The sequence below is a fragment of the Pseudomonas sp. TH39(2020) genome, assembly GCF_016650715.1.
Taxonomy (GTDB): domain Bacteria; phylum Pseudomonadota; class Gammaproteobacteria; order Pseudomonadales; family Pseudomonadaceae; genus Aquipseudomonas; species Aquipseudomonas mandelii_C.
Map to the genome: position 1 here is coordinate 127,476 of NZ_JAEKFF010000002.1, position 20,874 is coordinate 148,349.

General features: G+C 57.3%; 18 protein-coding genes and 1 pseudogene. 12 read left to right on the top strand and 7 right to left on the bottom strand.

Annotated features, from left to right (window positions below; genetic code table 11):
* Positions 1–20 precede the first annotated feature (20 nt).
* The 6 genes and pseudogenes from JFU47_RS00625 to JFU47_RS00650 all read right to left on the bottom strand — a co-directional run bounded on the left by JFU47_RS00625 (position 21) and on the right by JFU47_RS00650 (position 6,561).
* Positions 21–1,568 carry an amino acid ABC transporter permease/ATP-binding protein gene (locus tag JFU47_RS00625; RefSeq protein ID WP_201180190.1) on the bottom strand — a complete coding sequence of 516 codons (1,548 nt, stop codon included), beginning with the start codon at positions 1,566–1,568 and terminating at the stop codon, positions 21–23.
* 65 nt (positions 1,569–1,633) lie between these two features.
* Positions 1,634–2,428 carry an ABC transporter substrate-binding protein gene (locus JFU47_RS00630; protein WP_140684097.1) on the bottom strand — a complete coding sequence of 265 codons (795 nt, stop codon included), beginning with the start codon at positions 2,426–2,428 and terminating at the stop codon, positions 1,634–1,636.
* Between the two features lie 45 nt (positions 2,429–2,473).
* The gene (locus JFU47_RS00635; RefSeq protein WP_201180191.1) at positions 2,474–3,544 is read right to left on the bottom strand and encodes an isopenicillin N synthase family dioxygenase; all 1,071 of its coding nucleotides are present in this window, start codon (positions 3,542–3,544) and stop codon (positions 2,474–2,476) included.
* Positions 3,545–3,558: 14 nt separating this feature from the next.
* Positions 3,559–4,410, bottom strand: coding sequence for a sugar phosphate isomerase/epimerase family protein (locus JFU47_RS00640; RefSeq protein ID WP_201180192.1), 852 nt, complete (start codon positions 4,408–4,410; stop codon positions 3,559–3,561).
* A gap of 526 nt (positions 4,411–4,936) precedes the next feature.
* Positions 4,937–6,078, bottom strand: a pseudogene (locus tag JFU47_RS00645) (transposase); the annotation flags it as partial.
* A gap of 120 nt (positions 6,079–6,198) precedes the next feature.
* Entirely contained in the window at positions 6,199–6,561 is a 363-nt protein-coding gene (locus tag JFU47_RS00650; protein ID WP_201180193.1) for a winged helix-turn-helix transcriptional regulator, read from the bottom strand.
* A 112-nt stretch (positions 6,562–6,673) separates the two neighbouring features.
* Here JFU47_RS00650 and JFU47_RS00655 point away from each other — a divergent pair, with 112 nt between their 5' ends.
* From JFU47_RS00655 to JFU47_RS00670, 4 genes are all read left to right on the top strand, one after another.
* Positions 6,674–7,408 (top strand): SDR family NAD(P)-dependent oxidoreductase, encoded by a 735-nt coding sequence (locus tag JFU47_RS00655; protein ID WP_201180194.1) that lies wholly within the window; start codon positions 6,674–6,676, stop codon positions 7,406–7,408.
* A gap of 72 nt (positions 7,409–7,480) precedes the next feature.
* A complete protein-coding gene (locus JFU47_RS00660; protein WP_201180195.1) occupies positions 7,481–8,080 on the top strand; it encodes an NADPH-dependent F420 reductase in 600 nt (199 codons plus the stop codon).
* 81 nt (positions 8,081–8,161) lie between these two features.
* Positions 8,162–8,593, top strand: a complete 432-nt coding sequence (locus JFU47_RS00665) for a nuclear transport factor 2 family protein (protein ID WP_240050594.1) — start codon at positions 8,162–8,164, stop codon at positions 8,591–8,593.
* 47 nt (positions 8,594–8,640) lie between these two features.
* Positions 8,641–9,054: a nuclear transport factor 2 family protein gene (locus tag JFU47_RS00670; protein WP_140684085.1), complete on the top strand. Its 414-nt coding sequence runs from the start codon at positions 8,641–8,643 to the stop codon at positions 9,052–9,054.
* A 60-nt stretch (positions 9,055–9,114) separates the two neighbouring features.
* Here the strand turns inward: JFU47_RS00670 and JFU47_RS00675 are convergent, their stop codons facing one another.
* On the bottom strand, positions 9,115–9,567 hold the full coding sequence (locus tag JFU47_RS00675) for a winged helix-turn-helix transcriptional regulator (protein WP_140684083.1): 453 nt from the start codon (positions 9,565–9,567) through the stop codon (positions 9,115–9,117).
* Between the two features lie 161 nt (positions 9,568–9,728).
* Between JFU47_RS00675 and JFU47_RS00680 the strand changes: the two genes are divergently transcribed.
* From JFU47_RS00680 to JFU47_RS00715, 8 genes are all read left to right on the top strand, one after another.
* Positions 9,729–10,364: an NADPH-dependent F420 reductase gene (locus JFU47_RS00680; RefSeq protein ID WP_201180196.1), complete on the top strand. Its 636-nt coding sequence runs from the start codon at positions 9,729–9,731 to the stop codon at positions 10,362–10,364.
* Positions 10,365–10,416: 52 nt separating this feature from the next.
* Positions 10,417–11,358: an SDR family oxidoreductase gene (locus JFU47_RS00685; RefSeq protein ID WP_201180197.1), complete on the top strand. Its 942-nt coding sequence runs from the start codon at positions 10,417–10,419 to the stop codon at positions 11,356–11,358.
* Positions 11,359–11,555: 197 nt separating this feature from the next.
* Complete coding sequence (locus JFU47_RS00690) at positions 11,556–12,176, top strand: NADPH-dependent F420 reductase (protein ID WP_201180198.1); 621 nt, start codon at positions 11,556–11,558, stop codon at positions 12,174–12,176.
* Between the two features lie 63 nt (positions 12,177–12,239).
* Positions 12,240–12,656, top strand: coding sequence for a nuclear transport factor 2 family protein (locus JFU47_RS00695; RefSeq protein WP_201180199.1), 417 nt, complete (start codon positions 12,240–12,242; stop codon positions 12,654–12,656).
* A 101-nt stretch (positions 12,657–12,757) separates the two neighbouring features.
* Complete coding sequence (locus JFU47_RS00700; protein ID WP_201180200.1) at positions 12,758–13,183, top strand: ester cyclase; 426 nt, start codon at positions 12,758–12,760, stop codon at positions 13,181–13,183.
* Between the two features lie 715 nt (positions 13,184–13,898).
* Positions 13,899–15,023 carry an HDOD domain-containing protein gene (locus JFU47_RS00705; protein ID WP_201180201.1) on the top strand — a complete coding sequence of 375 codons (1,125 nt, stop codon included), beginning with the start codon at positions 13,899–13,901 and terminating at the stop codon, positions 15,021–15,023.
* 265 nt (positions 15,024–15,288) lie between these two features.
* Positions 15,289–19,839: a PAS domain-containing hybrid sensor histidine kinase/response regulator gene (locus tag JFU47_RS00710; protein ID WP_201180514.1), complete on the top strand. Its 4,551-nt coding sequence runs from the start codon at positions 15,289–15,291 to the stop codon at positions 19,837–19,839.
* A complete protein-coding gene (locus tag JFU47_RS00715; protein ID WP_201180202.1) occupies positions 19,839–20,789 on the top strand; it encodes a diguanylate cyclase domain-containing protein in 951 nt (316 codons plus the stop codon). Before JFU47_RS00710 ends, JFU47_RS00715 begins: the two co-directional genes overlap by 1 nt.
* Positions 20,790–20,874 lie beyond the last annotated feature (85 nt).

Genomic DNA, 20,874 nt, shown 5'->3' on the forward strand with positions numbered 1-20,874 from the left:
GCCTACTGCAGCACCCATGCTCATGCATGATTCGCAGTTATAGGCAGGTTTGGCGATCGAGTACTGATACCCATAAAGCGCCGCACTCTCTCTCCTTCGGCATCGCATCGTATGGTTTCAGGCGCAGCATCCAGTTGGATATTACCGTTCTCCATGAAGACGACCCTGTCGGATATCGACATGGCAAAGTCCATTTCGTGGGTGACGATAATCATCGTCATGCCTTCACTGGCAAGGTCGCGTATGACGTTCAGCACATCGCCCACCAGCTCTGGATCGAGCGCTGACGTAGGCTCGTCGAACAGCATGATGTCCGGCTCCATGGCCAAAGCACGCGCGATCGCCACGCGTTGTTGCTGCCCGCCGGAGAGCTGGTGCGGGTACTTGTGGGCGTGGGCGAGCAGGCCGACCTTGTCCAGCAGCGCATAAGCACGATGTTCACTCAGCTCGCCCGCGATACCGTGGTAACGCGGCGCCAGCGTGACGTTGTCGAGAATGGTGCGGTGCGGGAACAGGTTGAAGTTCTGGAACACCATGCCAATGTGTCGCACGCCTTTGCGCAGACGGGCGCTGTTGGGTTTGTCCGACGCTTCGATGAATTTTTCACCGAACAACAGAATGTCGCCTGTATCGATGCTTTCCAGACCGTTGACCGTGCGGATCAGCGACGTTTTGCCGGAACCGGAGGGGCCAATGATCGAGATCACCTGGCCGTATTCGACATTCAGATCGATACCCATCAGCACTTGGTGCGTGCCATAGCTCTTCTGGATGTTCTTCAGTTGCAGGATTGGCGTCGTGTTGCTGCCCGCGGCTTTACGCGCATTGTCGGGCAAGGCTTCGGCGCAGGCCTTGAGCTTGACCACGGCGGCGGCATCGAGTGTATGCGGCTTGCGGAAGTTCAGGTCCAGGTAGCGCTCCAGACGCTGCAGGAAATAGCCGAACACGGTGACGATCAGCACGTAGTACACGCCCACCGCCGCCAGGGTTTCCATGACCAGGAAGTTGGTGGCATAGAGGCGTTGGCCGACCGTGAGGATTTCGGTCAGGGAGATGACCGAGACCAGCGACGTCAGCTTGACCACCGTGATGTATTCATTGATCAACGTAGGCAGCGAGATACGGAAAGCCTGGGGGATCACGATCAAGCGCTGCATGCCGAACAGGCCGACACCCAGCGCGCGGCCTGCTTCCTTCTGGCCCTTGGCCACGGAGATCAGACCACCACGGTGGATCTCTGCCATGTAAGCCGCTTCCGTGACCACCAGGGCCAGCAAGCCGGAGTAGAAGGGGTTTGACAGAATGGGTCCGCTACCGGGAAACAATTGGGGCAAGTTGTAGACGAAGACCACCAGCACCAGCAACGGGATGCTGCGGAAGAACCAGATGTAGACCGCCGCGGGAATTCGCAGTAAGGGCGACTGGGACAGCTTGGCCGTGGCCAGGCCAAAACCCAGCAGCATGCCGAGGAACCAGGCCAGGGCACTGAGCTGGACCACGGTGACGCAGGCCTTCCAGAAGTCCGGCAGGGAGAACAGGGAGAAGAAATACGACCAATCGAATTGCATAGGGCACCTCGATCTGCCGCCCCCGGTGCAGGGGCGGCAGATGACCAGACTACAAGGACACGTTCTTAGTGGGCAGTCGGTTCTTCCAAGCCATATTTCTTAAGAATAGCGGCGTATTCACCGCTCTTTTTGGTCTCTTCGAAGGCTTTTTGCACCGCCTGGAATGTTTCGTCGTTACCTTTCTTGACGAAGATACCCAGGGTTTGCTGATAGATCGGGTGTTCGGTGGTGATCACTACCCGGCCATTAGTCTTTTCCGCGATCATTTTTGCAGCGCCAGCGATTTCAACCTGGGCCTGAATGTTTTTGGACAACAGGGCCTGGGTCACTTCGGGTGCAGAGGGGTACTCGCTGACGGTGATGGCGCCTTTGTTGTTCGGCACGCAGTAGTCATCGGAGAGCTTCTTGAATTCCTTGACCCAGGTGGTGCCCTGTTCCAGGCCCAGTTTCAAGCCGCACAGGTCTTCAGGTTTTTTCGCATTGATCTCGCTGCCCTTGGGCACCATGACGGCGGCACCGGTGTTGGCGTAGGCGATGGTTTGGGCCTGAGTCTGGCGCTCCGGTGTGATGTACATGCCGGAAATGACCGCGTCGTATTTGGCGGAGTTCAGGCCCAGGATCAGGCTCGGGAACTTGGTGTCGACGAACTCCACCTTGGCGTTCATGTGCTTGGCCAGGGCTGTTGCCAGTTCCGGGTCCGAGCCCACCACGTTTTTGTCCTTGTCATAGGACTCGAAGGGCGGGTAGGTGACTTCCATGCCGACCTTGAACGTGTCTGATGCGGCCATGCTCAACGAGGCACCGAGCATACCGGCTGCCAATACAGCCAAGCTCAACAGGTGTTTTTTATTGTTTTTCATTTTTTACTGACTCCGGCGTAGGTAAGGGGTAACTGAAAACTTCAATCAGGACGGTTGAGCCTGATTTTTCAAATGTCCGAAACTGGCGGGCTTACGTGCCTTGCCTGGCAGTTGAACGTCCCCATTGGCCACCCTCTGGCGCAGATACTGATAGGTCTGCAGCGCCTGGCCATACATGTGTTCGCCGATCGTGATTTCTTCGTAGTCGTTGCCTCCCTGGGCGAACCCGGGCAGTGGTTTGATCTGGGTGTGATAGTCGCAGGCATAAAACAGTGGAAAGGAATAACGCTCTTCCTTCACGCTCCGCACCCGGTGCGCAGTGGCAACGAATGCGCCTGCCGTCATCACTTCCAGCATGTCGCCGATGTTGACCACAAAGGCATCGGCAATCGGTGGTGCATCGATCCATTGTCCAAGGCTGTTCATCACCTCAAGGCCTGGTTTGTCGGCCAGGAGGATGGTGAAGCACTCATAATCAGTATGGGCGCCAAGACCCGGTGCGTCATGGGCGGCACCGTCGAAGGGGTAGTGGATCAGGCGCAGCTTTGACGGCGGGCGGGTGACCAGGCTGTCGAAATAGTTTTCTTCCAGGCCCAGGGTCAGGGCAAAGCCGCCGAACAGGCGCCGGCCCAAGGCGAAGATCGCTTCATAGTAGGCCTGCACCGACGCCTTGAAACCCTGCAGCTGCGGCCAGTCGTTGGGCCCCAGCAACGGGGTATTGGCCAGCACCAGCGGGTCATCGGCCGGGACTTCGAAGCCGACGTCGAAGGCTTCCTTGTGGTCCGGCTTGCCTTTGGAATAGACCTCTTCGCCTTCGGGTACAAAGCCCTTGTGGGTTTGCGAGGTGCCGATGTAGTGCCGCATCTTGGTGTCGAGGGGCTGGTCGAAAAAGTCCTTGGCAGCCTTGCGCAGGTTGACGATCAGTTGCGGGTCGATACCGTGATCGGTGATGTAGAGGAACCCGACATCGCTGGCGGCGCGCCCCAATTGTTCGGCCACGGCCAGGCGGTGTTCCAGTTCAATGCTGAACAGACCGGCGATGTTGACCACCGGGATGCTATTGAAGTTGGCTTTGTGTGTGTCCGAGCTGGCGCTGTTGTTTTTATTGTCAGGCATGACGCATCGGCTCCCTAAGGATTGCTTGAGTGGTGGAAACGCTCGAAGTGTTCGCGCTCGGTCTGGCCCATCCACACGTTCAATGACCATAGGTCGGCGACCGGGACGTTAGTGAAGGGCAAATGATGCAGGTAGCCGTCGGCGCCGAATTCCGGGGTCAGGGTGCTGACCTGGTAACCGCGGGCTTGCTGCGAGCGCCAGATGCTTTCCCAGTGCTGCTGATGGAAAGCCAGTTCTTTTGCATATTCGGGAGCCGCCGGGTGCGGAACCTGCGGGCCCTGGTCGTAACCGATCCGTGCCTGGATATGGTGAACCCGCTCGATGAAAGCGCTCAGATCATCGGCCGGATCATTCAACAGACGCTCGCAGGTTACGACCCAATGGCTGATGTCACTGGTGAACAACAGATCGGGCAGTTGACGGATCAACTCCAGGGTCACCCAGGGGTTGAACAGCGAACGCGAGCGGTGAGTTTCGAAACTGCAAACCTGGCCGTGCTTGCGCGCCAGCTCCAGTGCCTGACCGAAGAACTCCACTTGTTGTTGCAAGGACCAGCGATCATTGCCCGCCAGCACGTTGACGAAACGTGGGCCGAGTTCGCCGGCCCACGCAAGTTTCTGATTGAGGTCATTGAGGTGAACGGCAGGGGTCGCCGACTGCTCCGGCAGCACATCGTACGCCGTGAAGACTGTGCTGATGTAACCCAGGCGATTGGCCTGGAGAAAAGCGGCAAACTCAGCCCGTTCACGGGCGTCCAGCGGCAGACGTGCTTCCATTCCATCAAAGCCCGCCTGCAGCAGCTCTTCAAGCGCCTGGGCCTTGCTGGCGGTGTAACCCCACAGCGTACGGAAAATTTCCAGCTTCATCGGTGATCCTCAAAAATCCTTAGGCCTACTGCAAAAGCTCTTCGACAAAGCCAGTCGGCGATCAAGGGCCAGCAACGACAGAGGATTTTTGAGCCGGGGCTCTGCCTGATGGTCCCACTAAGCGCTGCCGAGGCTAGTTCGCTGTGGGGCCGATGTTAGGCATAGGCGGCGGGTGAAAGAATCTGAAAGTTCAAATGAATACTTCAGACTTTTGTCAACAAATAGCTAGCTATTTATCGCGTTTTTCAAGAGGGGTTTTATGGGCGAGTAGGTGTCTACGCTGGCTATTAGCGAGGAGTGCCATTGTTACGGCATCATTTTGAAGAGTCCCAAGCGACACAGGGGCGTTGATGGCTTGCTTCTGGCCGATTCTGTTGAAAAAGTCGGATTTTCAGCTCGCCTGAACTCAGGCGCGACCACCACCGGAGAACCTACTCACCACATTGAGTGGTTTCTCGGCCCTTCGTTGACCGTTGCTGCTCTGTTATTGGGTTAATTTGAGGTTTTTTGCTTCGTGCAGGCGCACCTATCCCGTAGAAGGTGGCCCTTGAAATGCAAGTTTGGCCAGACGTCGCAGGTTCTGTACCGCGGCCGCCAGCGTGAACTCATCGGACGCGCCACTCAGGCCACGTAGTCGCAAGCGATCCAGTTTCAGGATGCGCTTGAGGTGGGCAAACAACATTTCGACCTTCTTACGCTCGTGGCGAGAGCGCACGTACTTCGGCGTCGCCGCGATACGTCGAGCCACATCACGAGCGGCTTCATGGACTGCGGACGATCTTGCGAATCGAAGTGTTCGGGCAGCACTTGGCTTTCATCGGACATGTCGCGCAGTCGGTCTGTCTGGATCGGAAGATGATGGTGTTGGCTTTTGTGACGTGCGAACGCTCGCCATTCGCTGCGTAATACGTTGCCGGCTGGGCAGCGGTATTCCTCAGCCTCTTCATTCCAGTGGAAATCGTTACTCGAAAAGCTGTCGTTCTTGCGCTCAGTTTTGTCCCGCACCGGCACATGCGGTTCGATGTCTTTTTCCTCCACCATCCAGGCCAGCATCGGCGCTGTGCCGTAAGCGGTGTCGCCAATGAGGAGCTCTGGCTTGATGTCGAACTGCGCTTCGACCCGATTGATCATCGTCTTGGTGCTCTCGACTTCTGCGGTTCGATGAGCCTGGGTGGGTTCCACATCCATGATCACGCTGTGCTCGGTATCGATCAGATAATCCGTGGAGTAAGCGTAGAAAGCTCGGCCGCCTGGAGCAGCCGTCCAGCGGGCTTGAGGATCCGTCAGCGACAGGCGCTTCGGTAGCGTTTCGGCCAGAGCCTCTTCATCGAGTGCCTCAAGGTACTCACGCACGGCGCGGGTGCTCAGGGACGGATCGCTCCAGTTGACCGGGTCATCACCCGGTACGCCGCGCTGCCGACTCGCATCCGCTTTGATGATGCTGGCGTCCACGGCAAATCCTTCGCCCTTGACCAGGCCTGCGTCCATGTAGCGACGCAGCACTTCATTAAACAACCAGCGAAACAGATCGCTGTCCCGAAAACGGCCGTGTCGATTTTTGGAAAAGGTCGAGTGGTTGGGGACTTCATCTTCAAGGCTCAACCGGCAGAACCAGCGATACGCCAGGTTCAAATGGGCCTCCTCGCACAACCGCCGTTCTCGTTTCACCACAAACATGGGCCAGAGCGCCCAAACCGCGCATCCTGACGGTCTGATCGGAGGAATTCGACCTGCCGCCCTCCCACCAATGCGTAGGGTCGTCCGACGCATCGGTTCTTCAGCATCCCGCTAGGGCAACGTGTCGCGCTTGGCGAAGATGCTTGCCATTTCCGCCGCGTTCTCGGTTCCCCAGGTGCACAGCGGGATGATCGCGTCAGCCAAGCTGCGACCGAGCGGGGTCAGCGCGTAGTCCACGCGCGGCGGCACTTCCTTGTAGTCGGTCCGCGCTAGCACGTGATCGGCCTCCAGATCCTTCAATTGCTGGATCAGCACCTTGTCACTGACGCCCTGGACCAAGCGCTTTAGTTCGCCATAGCGCTTTGGGCCGTCGCGCAGGAAAAACAGGACCAGCGGTTTCCACTTGCCCGAGATGATGCGCAGCGTGGCGTTGAGCCCGCAGCCGGTGCCGCAGATTTCAGAAGTCGTCGTCATTTTTTGATACTTACCTAAAAGTGCATACTTGTCCTTAGGTTATTAGGCTCGCATCCTTGGTCTCAAGCAAGCAGTTCCCTGCTTCCGTGCACTCCAAGGAAAAATGAACGCCATGACCAGACTGAATGGAAAAACCGCCGTGATCACCGGCGGCGCTACGGGCATCGGCCTCGCCGCTGCAAAGCGCTTCATCGAGGAGGGCGCCTTCGTCTTCATCTTCGGCCGCCGGCAGGTAGCGCTCGACGCAGCTGTGGCCGACCTCGGGCCCAATGCTCGCGCAGTGAAGGGCTCGGTCTCGGATGAGGCCGACCTCGACCGACTCTACGCGGCGGTGAAGGCCGAGCGCGGAACCCTCGACATCGTTTTCGCCAATGCCGGGGCGGGAGGCCCGCTTGCGCTCGGCAAGATCACCGCCGAGCACATTGACGAAACCTTCGACACCAATGTGAAGGGTACGATCTTCACTGTCCAGAAGGCGCTGCCGCTGATGGGTCAGGGCGGTTCGATCATCCTGACCGGATCGAGCGCCGGCACCACGGGCGCCCCGGCATTCAGCGTCTACAGCGCGAGCAAGGCGGCAGTGCGCAACCTCGCGCGGACCTGGGCGGAGGACCTGAAGGGCACCGGCATCCGGGTAAACGTGCTGTCGCCCGGGCCGACGGCGACCGAACTCGCGAAGGCAGCGCTAGGCGAGGAGGGCATGAAGGTCTTCGCCTCGATGAATCCGCTCCAGCGCATGGCCGATCCGGCGGAGATCGGAGCGGTGGCTGCCTTTCTCGCGTCGCAGGACAGCAGCTTCATGACCGCCAGCGAGGTCGCCGTCGACGGCGGCCTAGCGCAAATCTGACGCGCTACGCCCTACGGCGCTCCATTCGATCGTTAGGAGCGCCGTAGAACTCGGTAAACCTCAGGAGAATATATGAGCTACGCAATTATCGGCTTCGGCAATATCGGTCAGGCCTTGGCCAAGGCGTTTGCCCGCAACGGCATCGAAGTATCCGTTGCAACCACGCGCGACCCGGAAAGCTTTGCATCCGCCGCAGCAGCGATCGGACCTCAGATCATTCCCAAAAACCTGGCGGACGCGGTCAAGGCGGACATCGTGTTTTTGGCTGTCCGTTTTGAGTCGCACCCGGATGTCGCTAAGGCGTTGCCGACCTGGAAGGGGAAGACCATCATCGATGTGACCAATGCCTACGGCGTGTCCCCTGAGGAACTGGGAGGAGAGCCTTCTTCCAGAGTCGTTGCGCAGGCCTTTACTGGTGGACGACTGGTCAAGGGCTTCAACCATTTGGGCGCTGCCGTCCTTGGCCAGGACCCGGCCGTAAAGGGTGGCAGGAGAGTCGTTTTCCTGGCGAGCGATGATGACGGCGCCGCAGCGGAGATCGGTGCGCTTGCGGAAAATCTCGGTTTCTCGCCGATCAAACTGGGTGGGCTTTCGGAAGGTGGACTGCTGGTGCAGGCGCGCGGAAATAGTTGGGGTCAACTGATCTTCAAGGACTTGGTCAAGTTCGACTGATAAATCTCGATCGCAAATTTTGAGGGCGGTCCTGGCCACAACTTATGTGACCAGGTAAGTGCTCAATAATGAAGGAGAGGAATGATGATGCTTGATAATGAAAAAATAGTCAGAGAGCTCTGCGCCGCCGCGGAGGGGCAAGGAACGGATATCGAGAAGTTTGTTTCCATGTTCTCTGAGGAAGGGTACATGTGGGATATGGCATCCGGCATGAAGTTTCGCGGGAATGCCATTGGTGAGTCTATCGCGGGTATGGTCAGTGCGTTCCCCGACGTCCACCGTGAGATATTTAACATCCATGTCGCGGGAGACGTCGTCGTTGTCGAACTCGCGATTCGCGGCACGCACAAAGGTGATCTGCCTCTTCCTTCAGGGACGCTGGCTCCCACGGGCAAGAAGATAGATGTTCCGTCATGCGATGTTTTCCACCTCGAAGGCGGGAAGGTCATCTCTTTCCATTGCTACAACGAGGCTTCCGCGATGCAGCAACAACTTGGCCTCGTCCCCGGCTGAATGGCCGACACCACGCGATCCGATGCAAGCGCAATGGAGATGTCTTTATGAGCATTCAAGAGAATATCCAGGTTGTGAAGGACTTTTTTGCAGCAATGGGCGGCGGCGATAGGCAAGGTCTGCTGGCGTTGTGTGCCGAAGATTTCGAGTGGATCATTCCGGGGGAGGATTGGCCGCTGGCTGGCAAGCACCGCGGGCACGCGGGATTGGCGGACGTGCTTCAGAAGGCTTCCGCAGAACTGGAAACATCCATGGAGCCCCCCGAGTTTGTAGCGCAGGGCGACCGGGTTCTGGTCGTTGGCTTTGCGACGGGGAAAGTAAAAGCCACGAACCGGACGTTTGAGGACTATTTTGTCTTCGCCATCACTGTTCGCAATGGCAAGCTGACGAACATCCGCGAGTATGTCGACACTCAAGCATTGGCGCGGGCCTCAGAAAGGGTCGCGAGCCCAAGGTCCTGAGTCATCAGGACCGATACCAACTCATTTGCGCGCCGTGAAAAGGCGCGTTCGCCGCCTTGTTCATCTCCCACTCTCAGGAAAGAGGCAACCGCCATTGCGGACCAGCGCCCTCACTTCCTCGCTCGCCTGCATGGGGTTTTGACTGAATCGAGCAACCAAATCCTCGTGGCGCCGCACGTACGACTCCGAATCATGCTTCGCGCTCCAGAGCACAATGTTGATCACAATAGGAATGAGGTCCAGACCCTTCTCGGTCAAGGTGTAGAAGTCCTTGCGCCTGTCGTCGGGGCTGGGCGCCTTCGAGAGAACGCCTTGCTTCTCAAGAAAGGCCAGTCGGGAAGCAAGGACATTGGTCGCGATTCCCTCTTCCGATTTCAGGAAATCGCCATACGTCTTCTTTCCAACAAAAACGATGTCGCGAATGATCAAGAGCGACCACCGGTCGCCGAAAATCTCCACGCCGTAGTTCACCGCGCAATGGGACCGAAAGTCTTCTTTAAAAGTTGTCTTCATGGCTGGATCTTAGCATCGCTTGCATGACGCAAGTAAAACCCTATAGATCACTTGCTTTTTGCAAGTAAGGCGCCCAGCATGGATCGCACGTTGAATGAGTTCTCCGGATCGCACCAGCAGCCTTGGAATGATCAACCCCCATATCTGCAAGGACACTGCGCATGAGCACTATCAGCATTATCGGCTCAGGTGACATGGCCGCAGCGATCGGCGGCCTTGCCGCCAAAGCCGGACACACCGTCGAGTTGATGAGTCGTGACGCCGCCAAGGCGCAGACGCTGGCCGAGCAGGTCGGAGCCGGCGCGACGACAGGAACGTTCGGCGCCGCCCCGGCTGGGGATATTGTCATCCTGGCGGTTTCCTACTCCGCCGTTCTCGACGTGGTGAAGCAATACGGCGAAGCACTGGCCGGCAAGCTTCTTGTCGACATCACCAACCCCGTCGCCCCCGACTTCACAAGCTTTGTGACCCCTGAGGACAGTTTCGGCGCGAAGGAGATCGCCAAAGCCGCCCCTGCCGACGCCGAAGTCGTCAAGGCGTTCAACACCCACTTCTCCCACGTCCTGGCTGCCGGTTCAGTCGAGGGGCACCCGTTGGACGTGTTCATCGCCGAAGACGGCGCGCTGGCGAAAGAACGCGTCTCGGCGTTCATCGAGAGCCTCGGCCTGCGCCCGATGGACTCGGGGCCGCTGCTCATGGCCCGGACGCTGGAGCACGTCTGCCTGCTGTCGCTGGGCCTGATCGCCCACTCCGTCAAGCACACCAACTTCTCAATCGGCGTCAGCCATCTCGGCTGAGCGTTCCCGTAGTACCACTTCTCGCATCACATCACTCACAAGGAGCATTAACATGCGCGTTTTTGTCACTGGAGGGACCGGCCATTCCGGTCCGTATATCATTTCCGACCTCATTGCAGCCGGTCACGAGGTCACTGCGCTTGCCCGGTCGGACAAGTCCGCAGAGGCGGTGTCTGCGCTTGGCGCCAAGGTGCGTCGCGGCGACCTCGATGATCTCGACGGGTTAAAAGCGGCGGCAGCGGATTCCGACGGTGTCATTCACGTCGCGCACAGGCAAGACCTGCTTCCCACCGGAGGCCTCGACGCGGTGGCTGCCGCGGAGCAGGCGATCATGCTCGCATACGGCGAGGCACTGAAGGGGACCGGAAAGCCGCTGGTCACGTCTGGGAGCATCGGCTCGCCGGGCTGGGAACATCTCGGCCGTCCAGCAACCGAGGAGGATCCCACCCTCTCTGGCGGCGAGAAGTTCAAGGGCACCTTGCGAGTTCGTAACATCGTGGAAACGACCGTACTCGGTCTCGCCAAGCAAGGCGTGCGGTCCTCGGTCGTGCGGATTCCTACCATCATGCACAGCACGACCGACAACGCCGGCTTCCTCCCGATCCTGATCGGACTTGCGAAGGAGAAGGGCGTCGTAGGCTATCCCGGTGACGGCAAGAACAACTGGTCGGCCGTGCACGCCCGCGACCTCGCCGCCGTGTTCCGTCTGGCACTGGAGAAGGGCCCTGCCGGCAAAAATTGGCACGCGGTTGCCGACGAGGCTATTTCGGTCCGCAAGATCGCCGAGGCCATTGGCAGCCGTCTGGGCCTGCCGGCCGTGAGCATTCCAGCGGACGTACTGATGCTGCCGGGATACTTTGGGTTCCTCGCGAATCTGGTCACGCTGGACCTCCCGGCGTCCAACCTGATCACCCGCCAGACCCTCGGCTGGGAGCCTGCTCAGCCCGGCCTGCTCGAGGACCTGGACAACGGCCATTACTTCCCTGCCGGCTGAGTTGAGTTGAGGAGGGCGCCGGGGCGCAACGAGCCCGGCGGACAGCAATGTCGCGATGCGTGATCCGTTCGGGTAAAGATTCTGCCGATTCAGAGATGGCATGAGGGATGACGCACGCGGCCCGGCACTCACGCGATATGACCGTGGGATGCCCGTTGAAGCAACGAAAAATACCCTAATTCACGAGGAAACTGCACATGAGTACTATCAGCATCATCGGTTCAGGAGGCATGGCCGCAGCGATCGCCGGTCGTACCGCCAAAGCTGGACATACCGTTGAGGTGATCAGCCGCGACCCCGCCAAGGCGCAGGCGTTGGCCGACAAGCTCGCATCCGGAGCGACCACAGGGACGTACGGGGCCGCGCCGGCCGGCGACATCGTCATCCTCGCCGTGCCGTACACCGGTGCGGCGTCGGTGGTGGCCGATTACGGGGACGCGCTTGACGGCAAGGTGATCATCGACATCACCAATACGGCCTCTCCGGACCTCACGGGCCTCGTCTCTCCCGCCGGAAGTTCTGGCGCGCAGGAGATCGCCAAGATCGCCCCCGCCAGCGCGCATATCGTGAAGGCGTTCAACACCCTCTTCGGCCACGTCCTTGCCAAGGGTGGGCGCCACGACGCGTTCATCGCCGCCGACGATCCGGAGGCCAAGGCGCGCGTCTCGACGTTCATCGAGAGTCTCGGGCTGCGCCCGTTGGATGTCGGCGGCCTGCACATGGCCCAGACGCTCGAGGCGCTCGGCCTGATGATGATCGGCCTGGCGAAAAACGGCGCCGGCACTTGGGACATCGCCCTGAACGTCGATATCGGCTGAATCGCCGATACCCGTCAGGTCCATAGCGTCGCGATCAGAAGTAAGAGAAACGGAGAGATTTCGATGAACGTGCAAGAGAATGTCCAGATTGTGAAGGATGCTTTTGCAGCAATCGGCCGCGGTGATATGCAAGGTCTGCTGGCGTTGTCTGCCGAAGATATCGAGTGGATCATTCCAGGCGAGGACTGGCCGCTGGCCGGCACGCGCCGCGGACACGCAGGATTGGCGGATTTGTTTCAGACGCAATCCGAAACGATGGAAACTTCACTCATGGAACCCCGCGAATTCGTAGCGCAGGGAGACCGGGTTCTGGTCGTCGGCTTCGCCAGGGGGAGAATTAAAGCTACGAACAGGACGTGGGAGGACGATTGGGTCTTCGCCATTACTGTGCGAAATGGAAAACTGACGCACATCCGGGAGTATATCGATACGCAAGCCCTGGCCCGGGCCTCCGAGTTGAACGCGAGCCCCTTGCCCTGATCCATCGAGCTCACCCGAAACAATTCGCAAAGTCAGCGAATACGTTGAACAGCGGCAACGGCGCAAAGTTAGTCGGTAAGCAACTACGCGGAGGATTGTTGATGCTTAACAATAAAGAAATCGTCAGAAAACTGTACGCCGCCGGGGAGGGAAGCGGAAAAGACATCGCGAAGTTTGTCTCCTTCTTCTCCGAAGAAGGATATATGTGCGACATTCCTACCGGATTGAAATTGCATGGGCAGGCTATTGGCGACGCTATCGACGCATTCGCAAGTGCATTTCCTGATGTTCACCGCGAGCTATTCAACATCTATCTTGCGGAGAATGTCGTAGTCGTCGAGCTCGCAATTCGGGGGACGCATAAAGGTGAGCTGACACTTGCCTCAGGGACTGTCGCTCCAACGGGCAAGGCAATAGATGTTCCATGCCGTGACGTTTTTCACCTGGAGAGTGGCAAGGTCATATCCTTTAATTGCTACAACGCGGCTTCCGTAATGCAGCAGCAACTTGGCCTTGCCAGCAGCTGATGAGCGGCGCTGGGGACTGCATCAAGCTCTTCCTCACCTATGTCGCCACCGTCATCAACACGTTGAAGGGCTTCGCCAAGTAAGCGCAAGCAGCGTGGTCATCTGCGCACTATGGATCTTTGGTGGGGGATGGCAATCGGCGGCTTCATATGGCCGCGTGCTTGGTCGATGTCTCCATCCGCCTGCATGAAAGGCAAATTCAGTCGAAACTTGCTTTCAGCGAATGGCAGCTTCTGGCCGATTTCTGCCTGTCACGCCTGACCACAACTAACATTTTGCGGTCATTCGACACGGGTCCCCTCAGTAGAGGTCAGATCATTCCCAAGGGAGTTGAAATAAAACCATTCGGAAAAATGGGTTGAGTGTCGTGCGGACCGGTAGCCAATACCATTTGAGTCCAGCTCATTTTGGGGGCCGGGAGCAGTGAGCAGCAGAATGGAATCACTCGAGCAATAGCGCTATCGCAGCATTCATGCATTAGCCCCGCCTGCCTATTTACCTGTGAGCTATTTGCTTGCTTGTATAGTTCGCCGCTGAGGAATAGATTCGTTGTGAACCTTTTTACACCAAAATTGAAATGGATATCGCCGTGACTCAATCTCGATTCCTCGCTCACAACCGCACTTCCTGACGTCAGCGACCTCAACTTCGTCGTCGAACAAACCCGGGCCGCAAAGCCTTGCGAAATGGTGCATCAATCCAGTGCGGTGACCGAATGCGCGTGATGATTCTGGATGACGATCCCTGGATAGCAGACCTTCTGAAACAGCTGGTTTTGAGCATCCGTCCGCTGGCGCAAGTCGATTGCTTTGGCGATGTTGCCAGTGCCTTGTATGCCTGGCAGCAGAGTGCCTACCAGATGGTCATGGCCGACTGGAATCTACCGGATGCCAGCGGAGTAAGCCTGTTGCAAACGATTCGTGCACAGGATCTGAAAATACCGCTGATTATGATCACCGGGCGTTCCGATCGAGAAAGCGTCTTGGCAGTCAAATCGCTGAGGATCAGCGCTTTTTTTACCAAGCCGTTTCAAGTGTCGCGTGTCGTTGAATGCCTCAAAGCGCTCCTTCCTGCCGATACGTTTGTGCAGGTGCCCGCTGATATTGATGAAAACCTGATCAACTATCTCAGCGGATTATCCACCCATGAACTGGACCTGCCGTTACTCGCTCAGGTGAAGGAAAATCTCCAGCGTGGATTTGGGGGAGAGCAGCTGGATATTCGCGAATTGGTCCAGGATTGGCAGCATGATCCGGCGCTGTGCGCTCATCTGATTGGGGCAGCCAACAGCGCGGCTTATCACGGAGTGGGCCAACCCTGCACCAGTTTGATCGATGCTATTAAACGATTGGGTGAGCTTACCAGTGTGAATCTGGCGTTGAGCCAAGCCCTGCGACAGGCCAATACCCAAACCAATGGGCTGCTGATGACCTGCATGCAGTCTTATCTGGATGATGCCGAGGGCCTGGCTGAGCAGGTTGTTTTCCTGGCTCGACGATGCCAGCTAGATCCGACGCCACTACAGAGTGCTGCGTTGCTGCACCGGATAGGCGAGCTTTGTGTGCTTTACCAAATCCAGAAGTGGGAGGGCCAGGGCCATAGGGTGGATGAAGAAGTGCTCACCCATGCCCTGCGTGATTTCGCCGCCCCCTTTGCCATCAAGTTGAAAGCCTCCTGGGGACTCCCTCAAGCACTACGTGAGTTGATAGGCGCGATCTATGCGTTGCCTCCCATGCAGGTACGCCGCGAACAAGTGGTCATGCGCCTTGGGGCTGCTATGAATAATAGAGAGCCTGAAGCGGACCTCGAAAGACTTCAACGATTGGCGGGCCTGGCCTGAGCGCACTCGAGGACACAGACAGGGCATCTCACCACCGAAAAGCTGGGCGAGGATTTTTTGTTATTAAAAAAGGGATTTGCGAGGCTCAAAGGAAATGCGTAACAAGTCGTTTATCTATATATCCGTCTTATTCCCTTGGCTCAAATATGCACATCTTTATCCACGGGGTTCATGGTTAACGTGATGCATACGAACTAAGTTATTGACGCTATCAACAGGGTTCGAACTTAATATTGAAGGCTTGAAGGTCTTCTGCAATGGGACAATGCGGGTGAGAAAACATAAGTTTTTTGCATTGAGCTGGGGAGTAGCTATCACTCTGGTGGTGGGGTTAGGGGCAAGCATTCTGGGTGGCTGGATCCTCGAACGCATCAACGAACAGCAGGCTCAAGACGCGATCGCCGCGGCTACCGAGGAAGCCGCAGAATTGGTTTTAACTCGCCTCGAACTTTACCAATTCGGATTGCGTGGCGCTCGTGGAGCTGTGCTGACAGCGGGTGAGCATGGCATCAGTCGCGAAGTTTTTGGCCAATATCACCAAACGCGCGACCTCGCTGCCGAGTTCCCCGGCGCAAGTGCTTTGGGCTTTATCAGGCGAGTACCGGAGAGCGATGAACGCGAGTTTCTCAAATACGCTCGGGCCGACGGCAAAGCTGATTTCTCCATTCGTCAACTCTCACCCCATTCAGGCGAGCGTTACGTTGTCCAGTATGTCGAACCGGTTGAGGGTAACCAGGCTGCAATTGGCTTGGACATAGCTTCGGAGCCGGCGCGGCGAGAGGCTGCCCAATCCTCGATACAGAGCGGTGTGGCACGGATAACCGGGCCCATCACTTTGATACAGAACACAGCAAAACCGCAGCAATCTTTCTTGGTGTTGATGCCCATCTTTCGCGGCGGAGAGACTCCGGCGACCGCTGCTGAACGAGAGACAGCAGCTTTTGGCTGGAGCTATGTCGTGTTGCAGACAGAGCAGGTACTTAGGGGCCTGCGCATAGAAAATGAGACGGTGCATCTGCGGTTGAGGGATATCACTGTCCCAGGGCAAGAGAACCTGTTTTATGAAAGCACCGACAACTCGGCCAGCCGTGAAACGCTGATGACCCACCAGTCGGAGCGCGAGGTATACGGAAGGCGATGGCAAATCGAACTCGGCGCGCATCCGTTGTTCATCCAGCGCCTGCATCAGGTTTCACCAAAGGTCGTCCTGTTGATGGGTGGTCTGCTCACTCTTCTTCTGGCGACTCTGGCTAGTGTCGTGAGTGTCAGCCGTCAACGCCGGCGACAGATATTCTCCGAGCAGGCAAGGCTGGCCGCCATCGTCGAAAGCTCGGCCGATGGCATCATTGGAAAAACACTCGATGGCGTAGTTACCAACTGGAACAAGGGGGCCGAGCACCTGTTTGGCTATACGGCCGAAGAGGCAGTGGGCCAGACACTGGCCCACCTGGTTGTTCCTGAGGCGCTTGTCGCTGAGGAGGCCGGGATCCTTGTGCGTATCAGGGCGGGGGAGCGTATCTCCAGCTTTGATACCCAACGCCATTGCAAGGACGGTCGGCTGATTGATGTCTCTGCCACTGTCTCACCCATTTATGGCGAGGGTGGTCGCGTCGTTGGAGCTTCCAAGACATTAAGGGATATCTCAGCGAAAAAAGCTGCGGAAGCCCGAATTCTCGAACTCAACTCCGGCCTGGAGCAGCAGGTTGCGCAGCGAACTTCTGAGTTGCGGCATCTCAATCTGCTGTTGGGCACGGTGCTGCGCTCGGCCACCGAGGTTTCGATCATTGCGACGGATCTAGATGGCGTTATCCGTGTGTTCAACAAAGGTGCCGAGCATTTGTTGGGTTATGACGCCGATGAGTTACTGGGAATAAACACTCCAGCGCTGATCCATGTGCCCGAGGAAGTCACTGCTCGTGGCGCAGAACTGAGCGAGGAGTACGCTCAGACGATCGACGGTTTCCATGTGTTTACCCATAAACCTGAACTTGAAGGCGCAGAAACACGTGAGTGGACTTACATACGTAAGGACGGCTCGCGGTTTCCTGTCACGCTGGTGGTCACCTCCATGCGCGATGACGATGGGAAATTGAGCGGCTACCTGGGCATCGCGGTAGACATCACCGAACGGAAAGCGGCAGAAAAGGAGCTGGCTGCGAGCCTGGAGACGACGCAGAATCAACGTAGTGAACTGATGGCGGTGCACGATCAGTTAGTGATGGCTGCTGAGGTAGCCGAACTGGGCATCTGGTCATGGACGTTGGCGGACAATAACTTGCAGTGGAATGACCGCATGTTCGAGTTCTACGGTCAGCCACTGACGTTGCGCAATACTGGTCTGAGTTATAAGCACTGGTACTCTCGCATTCACCGTGAGGATGCTGTGGCGGCGGCTGCAAAGCTGAATGCCGCCGTTGAGGGGAATGGTGTGTACGACACAGTTTTCCGTGTCGTTCACCCAGGCGGCCAGATCCGCTTCATACAGGCAGGCGCGCAGGTCGAACGCAGTCCCAACGGTACGCCCCTGCGCGTGACGGGTATCAATCGGGACATCACTGCCCAGCGCGAGCTGGAATCACATCTACTGTACGCCAAGGAACAGGCCGATACCGCGAGTGCGGCAAAATCGTCGTTCCTGGCCAACATGAGCCACGAAATACGCACGCCGATGAACGCCGTGCTGGGCATGTTGCAGTTGGTGCAGAACACTGACCTGAATGGTCGTCAACTCGACTATGTGACCAAAGCGCAGACCGCTGCGAAATCACTGCTGGGGTTGCTCAATGACATCCTTGATTACTCCAAAATTGAGGCCGGCAAGCTACAGCTGGATGTGCACCCGTTCGAACTCGAACCGCTCATGCGTGATCTCTCCGTTGTGCTGGCAGGTAATCAGGGCCAGAAAGAGGTCGAGGTCATGTTCGACCTGGACTCCAATCTACCCAACGACCTGATCGGCGATAGCCTGCGGCTGCAACAGGTGCTGATCAACCTGGCGGGTAATGCCCTCAAGTTCACCATGGAAGGCCAGATCGTGGTCAGCGTCGAGCAACTGATGCGCACGGAGAACACTGTGAGCTTGCGCATCGCCGTTGCTGATACCGGTATCGGTATCAGCCCGGAGCAACTTCAACGCATTTTTGAAGGATTCACTCAGGCCGAGGCTTCAACCACCCGCCGCTTTGGCGGTACCGGTCTGGGCTTGGTGATCTGTAAGCGGTTGGTCAGCTTGATGGGCGGTGAACTTCAGGTGGAGAGCCAGCAGGGTGTGGGAAGTCGCTTCTGGTTCGATATCACGCTGGATGTAGCGCCGAATTCGCTGCTGAAATCTGACAGCTTTGGAGTCGATGCGTTCATACGGATACTGATCGTCGACGACAACGCCATGGCGGGTGAATTGCTGTTGCGAACGGTTCATGCATTGGGGTGGAAGGCCGACCACGTGAGTGGCGGCACGAAAGCAGTGGAATGGGTGAAGAACGCCCAGGCGAGAGGCGAAACCTACGACGTGGTACTGATGGACTGGCGGATGTCCGATATGGATGGGCTGAGTGCTGCGCAATTGATCCGTCAGCAGGGCAACGGCGTACCTCCTCCAATGGTTATTATGATTACCGCTTACGGCCGTGAAGTGCTGGCCGACGCAAACGAGATGGGAGACGCTCCCTTCGTGGGGTTTCTCACCAAGCCTGTCACGCCTAAGCAGTTAGCCGACGCTGTTCAGCGAGCACTCAACGGCAAGGACCTTGCGCAGTCACTCCCGTCCAAGTCAACTGTTGACAGGCCGCAGCGCCTGGCCGGGCTGCGGCTATTGGTCGTGGAAGACAACATGCTTAATCGGCAGGTTGCCGATGAGTTACTGACAGGAGAAGGTGCTCAAGTGACGTTGGCTGAAGGCGGTCTGGAAGGTGTGAGCAGGGTGATGGCTGAGATGGTGCCCTTCGACGCGGTGTTGATGGATATCCAGATGCCGGATATTGATGGCTTGGAGGCGACCCGTCGCATTCGATCGGATCCACGTTTTGCAGCGCTGCCAATAGTGGCGATGACCGCAAATGCCTCCAATACCGACCGTGAGGCCTGTCTTGCTGCGGGGATGAATGAGCATGTCGGCAAGCCCATAGATCTGGAACAACTCGTCGCAACATTGCTTTTTCAAGCGGGCCGTGAGGATCGCCAGGCATCTCCAGCCCTGGGCCAAGCCAATACAGGAGAAGGCGTCATCGAGCCTCGTGAATCGATCATTAGCCGCTTTGGTGGTGACCTCGATTTGATCCGCAACGTGCTGCGTAACTTTGGTCCCGAGCTAGAAAAACAGCTTGTCCGGTTGCACGATCAGATCCAGCGGCAAGACGCATCGGGGGCAACTTTCGTGCTTCATACAATTAAAGGCAGTAGCGGGACCATGGGTGCCAAGGCGATGTCGCTGCTGGCTGGCGACCTGGAGCAAAAGCTGAAATCCGCAGATGCAGAGTCTGTAGCGAGCATCTTTGCTGACGCAACATGGTTTGACGAATTGAGCAGGCTACTGCAACAAAGCCTTGAGCAGATGAATGTCGACTTTGGTCAGAGCCCACGAGCAAAGATCAGTGCAGGCAAGGAAGCAATGGAGCCGACGCAATGGAAAGAGTCCCTTAAAGAGATTTTGCTATTGCTGGAGGCGGGTAACCTTCAAGCCATAGAGCTGGCAGACGCATTGGCGTCAAAAACGCCGCCATCCCTGCGCCCACAGTTCGACGAACTGGTTGTCCTGGTGCAGTCGCTCGACTTTTCCGCTGCGATGCCGGTTGGTCGTGACCTTTTGAGATCTGCCTGATGGAACAATCGATGGAAACCTGGTTGCCGCATTCCCATAACCGTCCAAGACTCCTCATCGTCGACGACCAACCGACTAATATCCGGGTACTCCATGAGCTGTTCCGCGAGGACTGTGATGTGTTCATGGCTACACGCGGTGAGCAGGCGATCACCCTATGTCGGACCCTGCTACCCGATCTGATTCTGCTGGACGTGGTCATGGAGGGCATGGACGGGCATGAAGTATGCCGTCGGCTCAAGGCTGATCCCGCGACTCAAGGCATCCCTATCATCTTCATTACCGCACAGCAGCAGGAATCAGATGAGGTGCTAGGTCTGGAGCTAGGCGCGGTGGACTTCATCAGTAAACCGATCAATCCCACCATTGTCAGAGCACGTGTGCGAACACATCTGACCCTGAAGCTACAGAACGATCTGCTGCGCTCCATGGCGTTGATGGATGGCCTTACGGGAGTGGCCAATCGACGCAAATTCGATGAGGACATATTGGCGGATTGGCGCCAGTGCTTTCGAGAGCAAAAGCCGCTGTCGCTCATTTTAGTGGATGTCGACTATTTCAAGCGCTACAACGACCGATACGGGCATCTGGCTGGTGATGGCTGTCTGAAATCCGTTGCTCAGGCGTTATCTGAAACGGTTAGACGGCCCTATGACCTGGTCGCTCGGTATGGTGGCGAAGAGTTTGCCTGCGTTCTGCCCAATACAGGTCTTTGCGGAGCAGTCGAACTTGCAGAAAAAATGCAACGGAATATCCGGGCGCTGGGTATCGAGCATTCTGCTTCCGATGTAGCTCGTGTGGTGACTCTTTCTCTAGGCGTTGCAACATTGACGCCCACTGACAACCATGAATTCCAGGCGTTGATAGAAGCAGCAGACAAGCAACTTTACGAGGCGAAAAAAACTGGCAGGGCCAGGGTCTGTTCATCCTTTAGCGATGAATATCTTTAATTCTGCTTCTGTGAATAGCTCGGTTCCAAACCCTTGTCGAAGAATGCCTTGGTCGCGTCATGTGTTCCAAGGCAAGCGACTCGCA

Excerpts from the sequence above, each read along its gene's own strand:
- JFU47_RS00625 (WP_201180190.1), bottom strand. The coding sequence starts at position 1,568 with ATGCAATTCGATTGGTCGTATTTCTTCTCCCTGTTCTCCCTGCCGGAC.
- JFU47_RS00630 (WP_140684097.1), bottom strand. The coding sequence starts at position 2,428 with ATGAAAAACAATAAAAAACACCTGTTGAGCTTGGCTGTATTGGCAGCC.
- JFU47_RS00635 (WP_201180191.1), bottom strand. The coding sequence starts at position 3,544 with ATGCCTGACAATAAAAACAACAGCGCCAGCTCGGACACACACAAAGCC.
- JFU47_RS00640 (WP_201180192.1), bottom strand. The coding sequence starts at position 4,410 with ATGAAGCTGGAAATTTTCCGTACGCTGTGGGGTTACACCGCCAGCAAG.
- JFU47_RS00650 (WP_201180193.1), bottom strand. The coding sequence starts at position 6,561 with ATGACGACGACTTCTGAAATCTGCGGCACCGGCTGCGGGCTCAACGCC.
- JFU47_RS00655 (WP_201180194.1), top strand. The coding sequence starts at position 6,674 with ATGACCAGACTGAATGGAAAAACCGCCGTGATCACCGGCGGCGCTACG.
- JFU47_RS00660 (WP_201180195.1), top strand. The coding sequence starts at position 7,481 with ATGAGCTACGCAATTATCGGCTTCGGCAATATCGGTCAGGCCTTGGCC.
- JFU47_RS00665 (WP_240050594.1), top strand. The coding sequence starts at position 8,162 with ATGATGATGCTTGATAATGAAAAAATAGTCAGAGAGCTCTGCGCCGCC.
- JFU47_RS00670 (WP_140684085.1), top strand. The coding sequence starts at position 8,641 with ATGAGCATTCAAGAGAATATCCAGGTTGTGAAGGACTTTTTTGCAGCA.
- JFU47_RS00675 (WP_140684083.1), bottom strand. The coding sequence starts at position 9,567 with ATGAAGACAACTTTTAAAGAAGACTTTCGGTCCCATTGCGCGGTGAAC.
- JFU47_RS00680 (WP_201180196.1), top strand. The coding sequence starts at position 9,729 with ATGAGCACTATCAGCATTATCGGCTCAGGTGACATGGCCGCAGCGATC.
- JFU47_RS00685 (WP_201180197.1), top strand. The coding sequence starts at position 10,417 with ATGCGCGTTTTTGTCACTGGAGGGACCGGCCATTCCGGTCCGTATATC.
- JFU47_RS00690 (WP_201180198.1), top strand. The coding sequence starts at position 11,556 with ATGAGTACTATCAGCATCATCGGTTCAGGAGGCATGGCCGCAGCGATC.
- JFU47_RS00695 (WP_201180199.1), top strand. The coding sequence starts at position 12,240 with ATGAACGTGCAAGAGAATGTCCAGATTGTGAAGGATGCTTTTGCAGCA.
- JFU47_RS00700 (WP_201180200.1), top strand. The coding sequence starts at position 12,758 with ATGCTTAACAATAAAGAAATCGTCAGAAAACTGTACGCCGCCGGGGAG.
- JFU47_RS00705 (WP_201180201.1), top strand. The coding sequence starts at position 13,899 with ATGCGCGTGATGATTCTGGATGACGATCCCTGGATAGCAGACCTTCTG.
- JFU47_RS00710 (WP_201180514.1), top strand. The coding sequence starts at position 15,289 with ATGCGGGTGAGAAAACATAAGTTTTTTGCATTGAGCTGGGGAGTAGCT.
- JFU47_RS00715 (WP_201180202.1), top strand. The coding sequence starts at position 19,839 with ATGGAACAATCGATGGAAACCTGGTTGCCGCATTCCCATAACCGTCCA.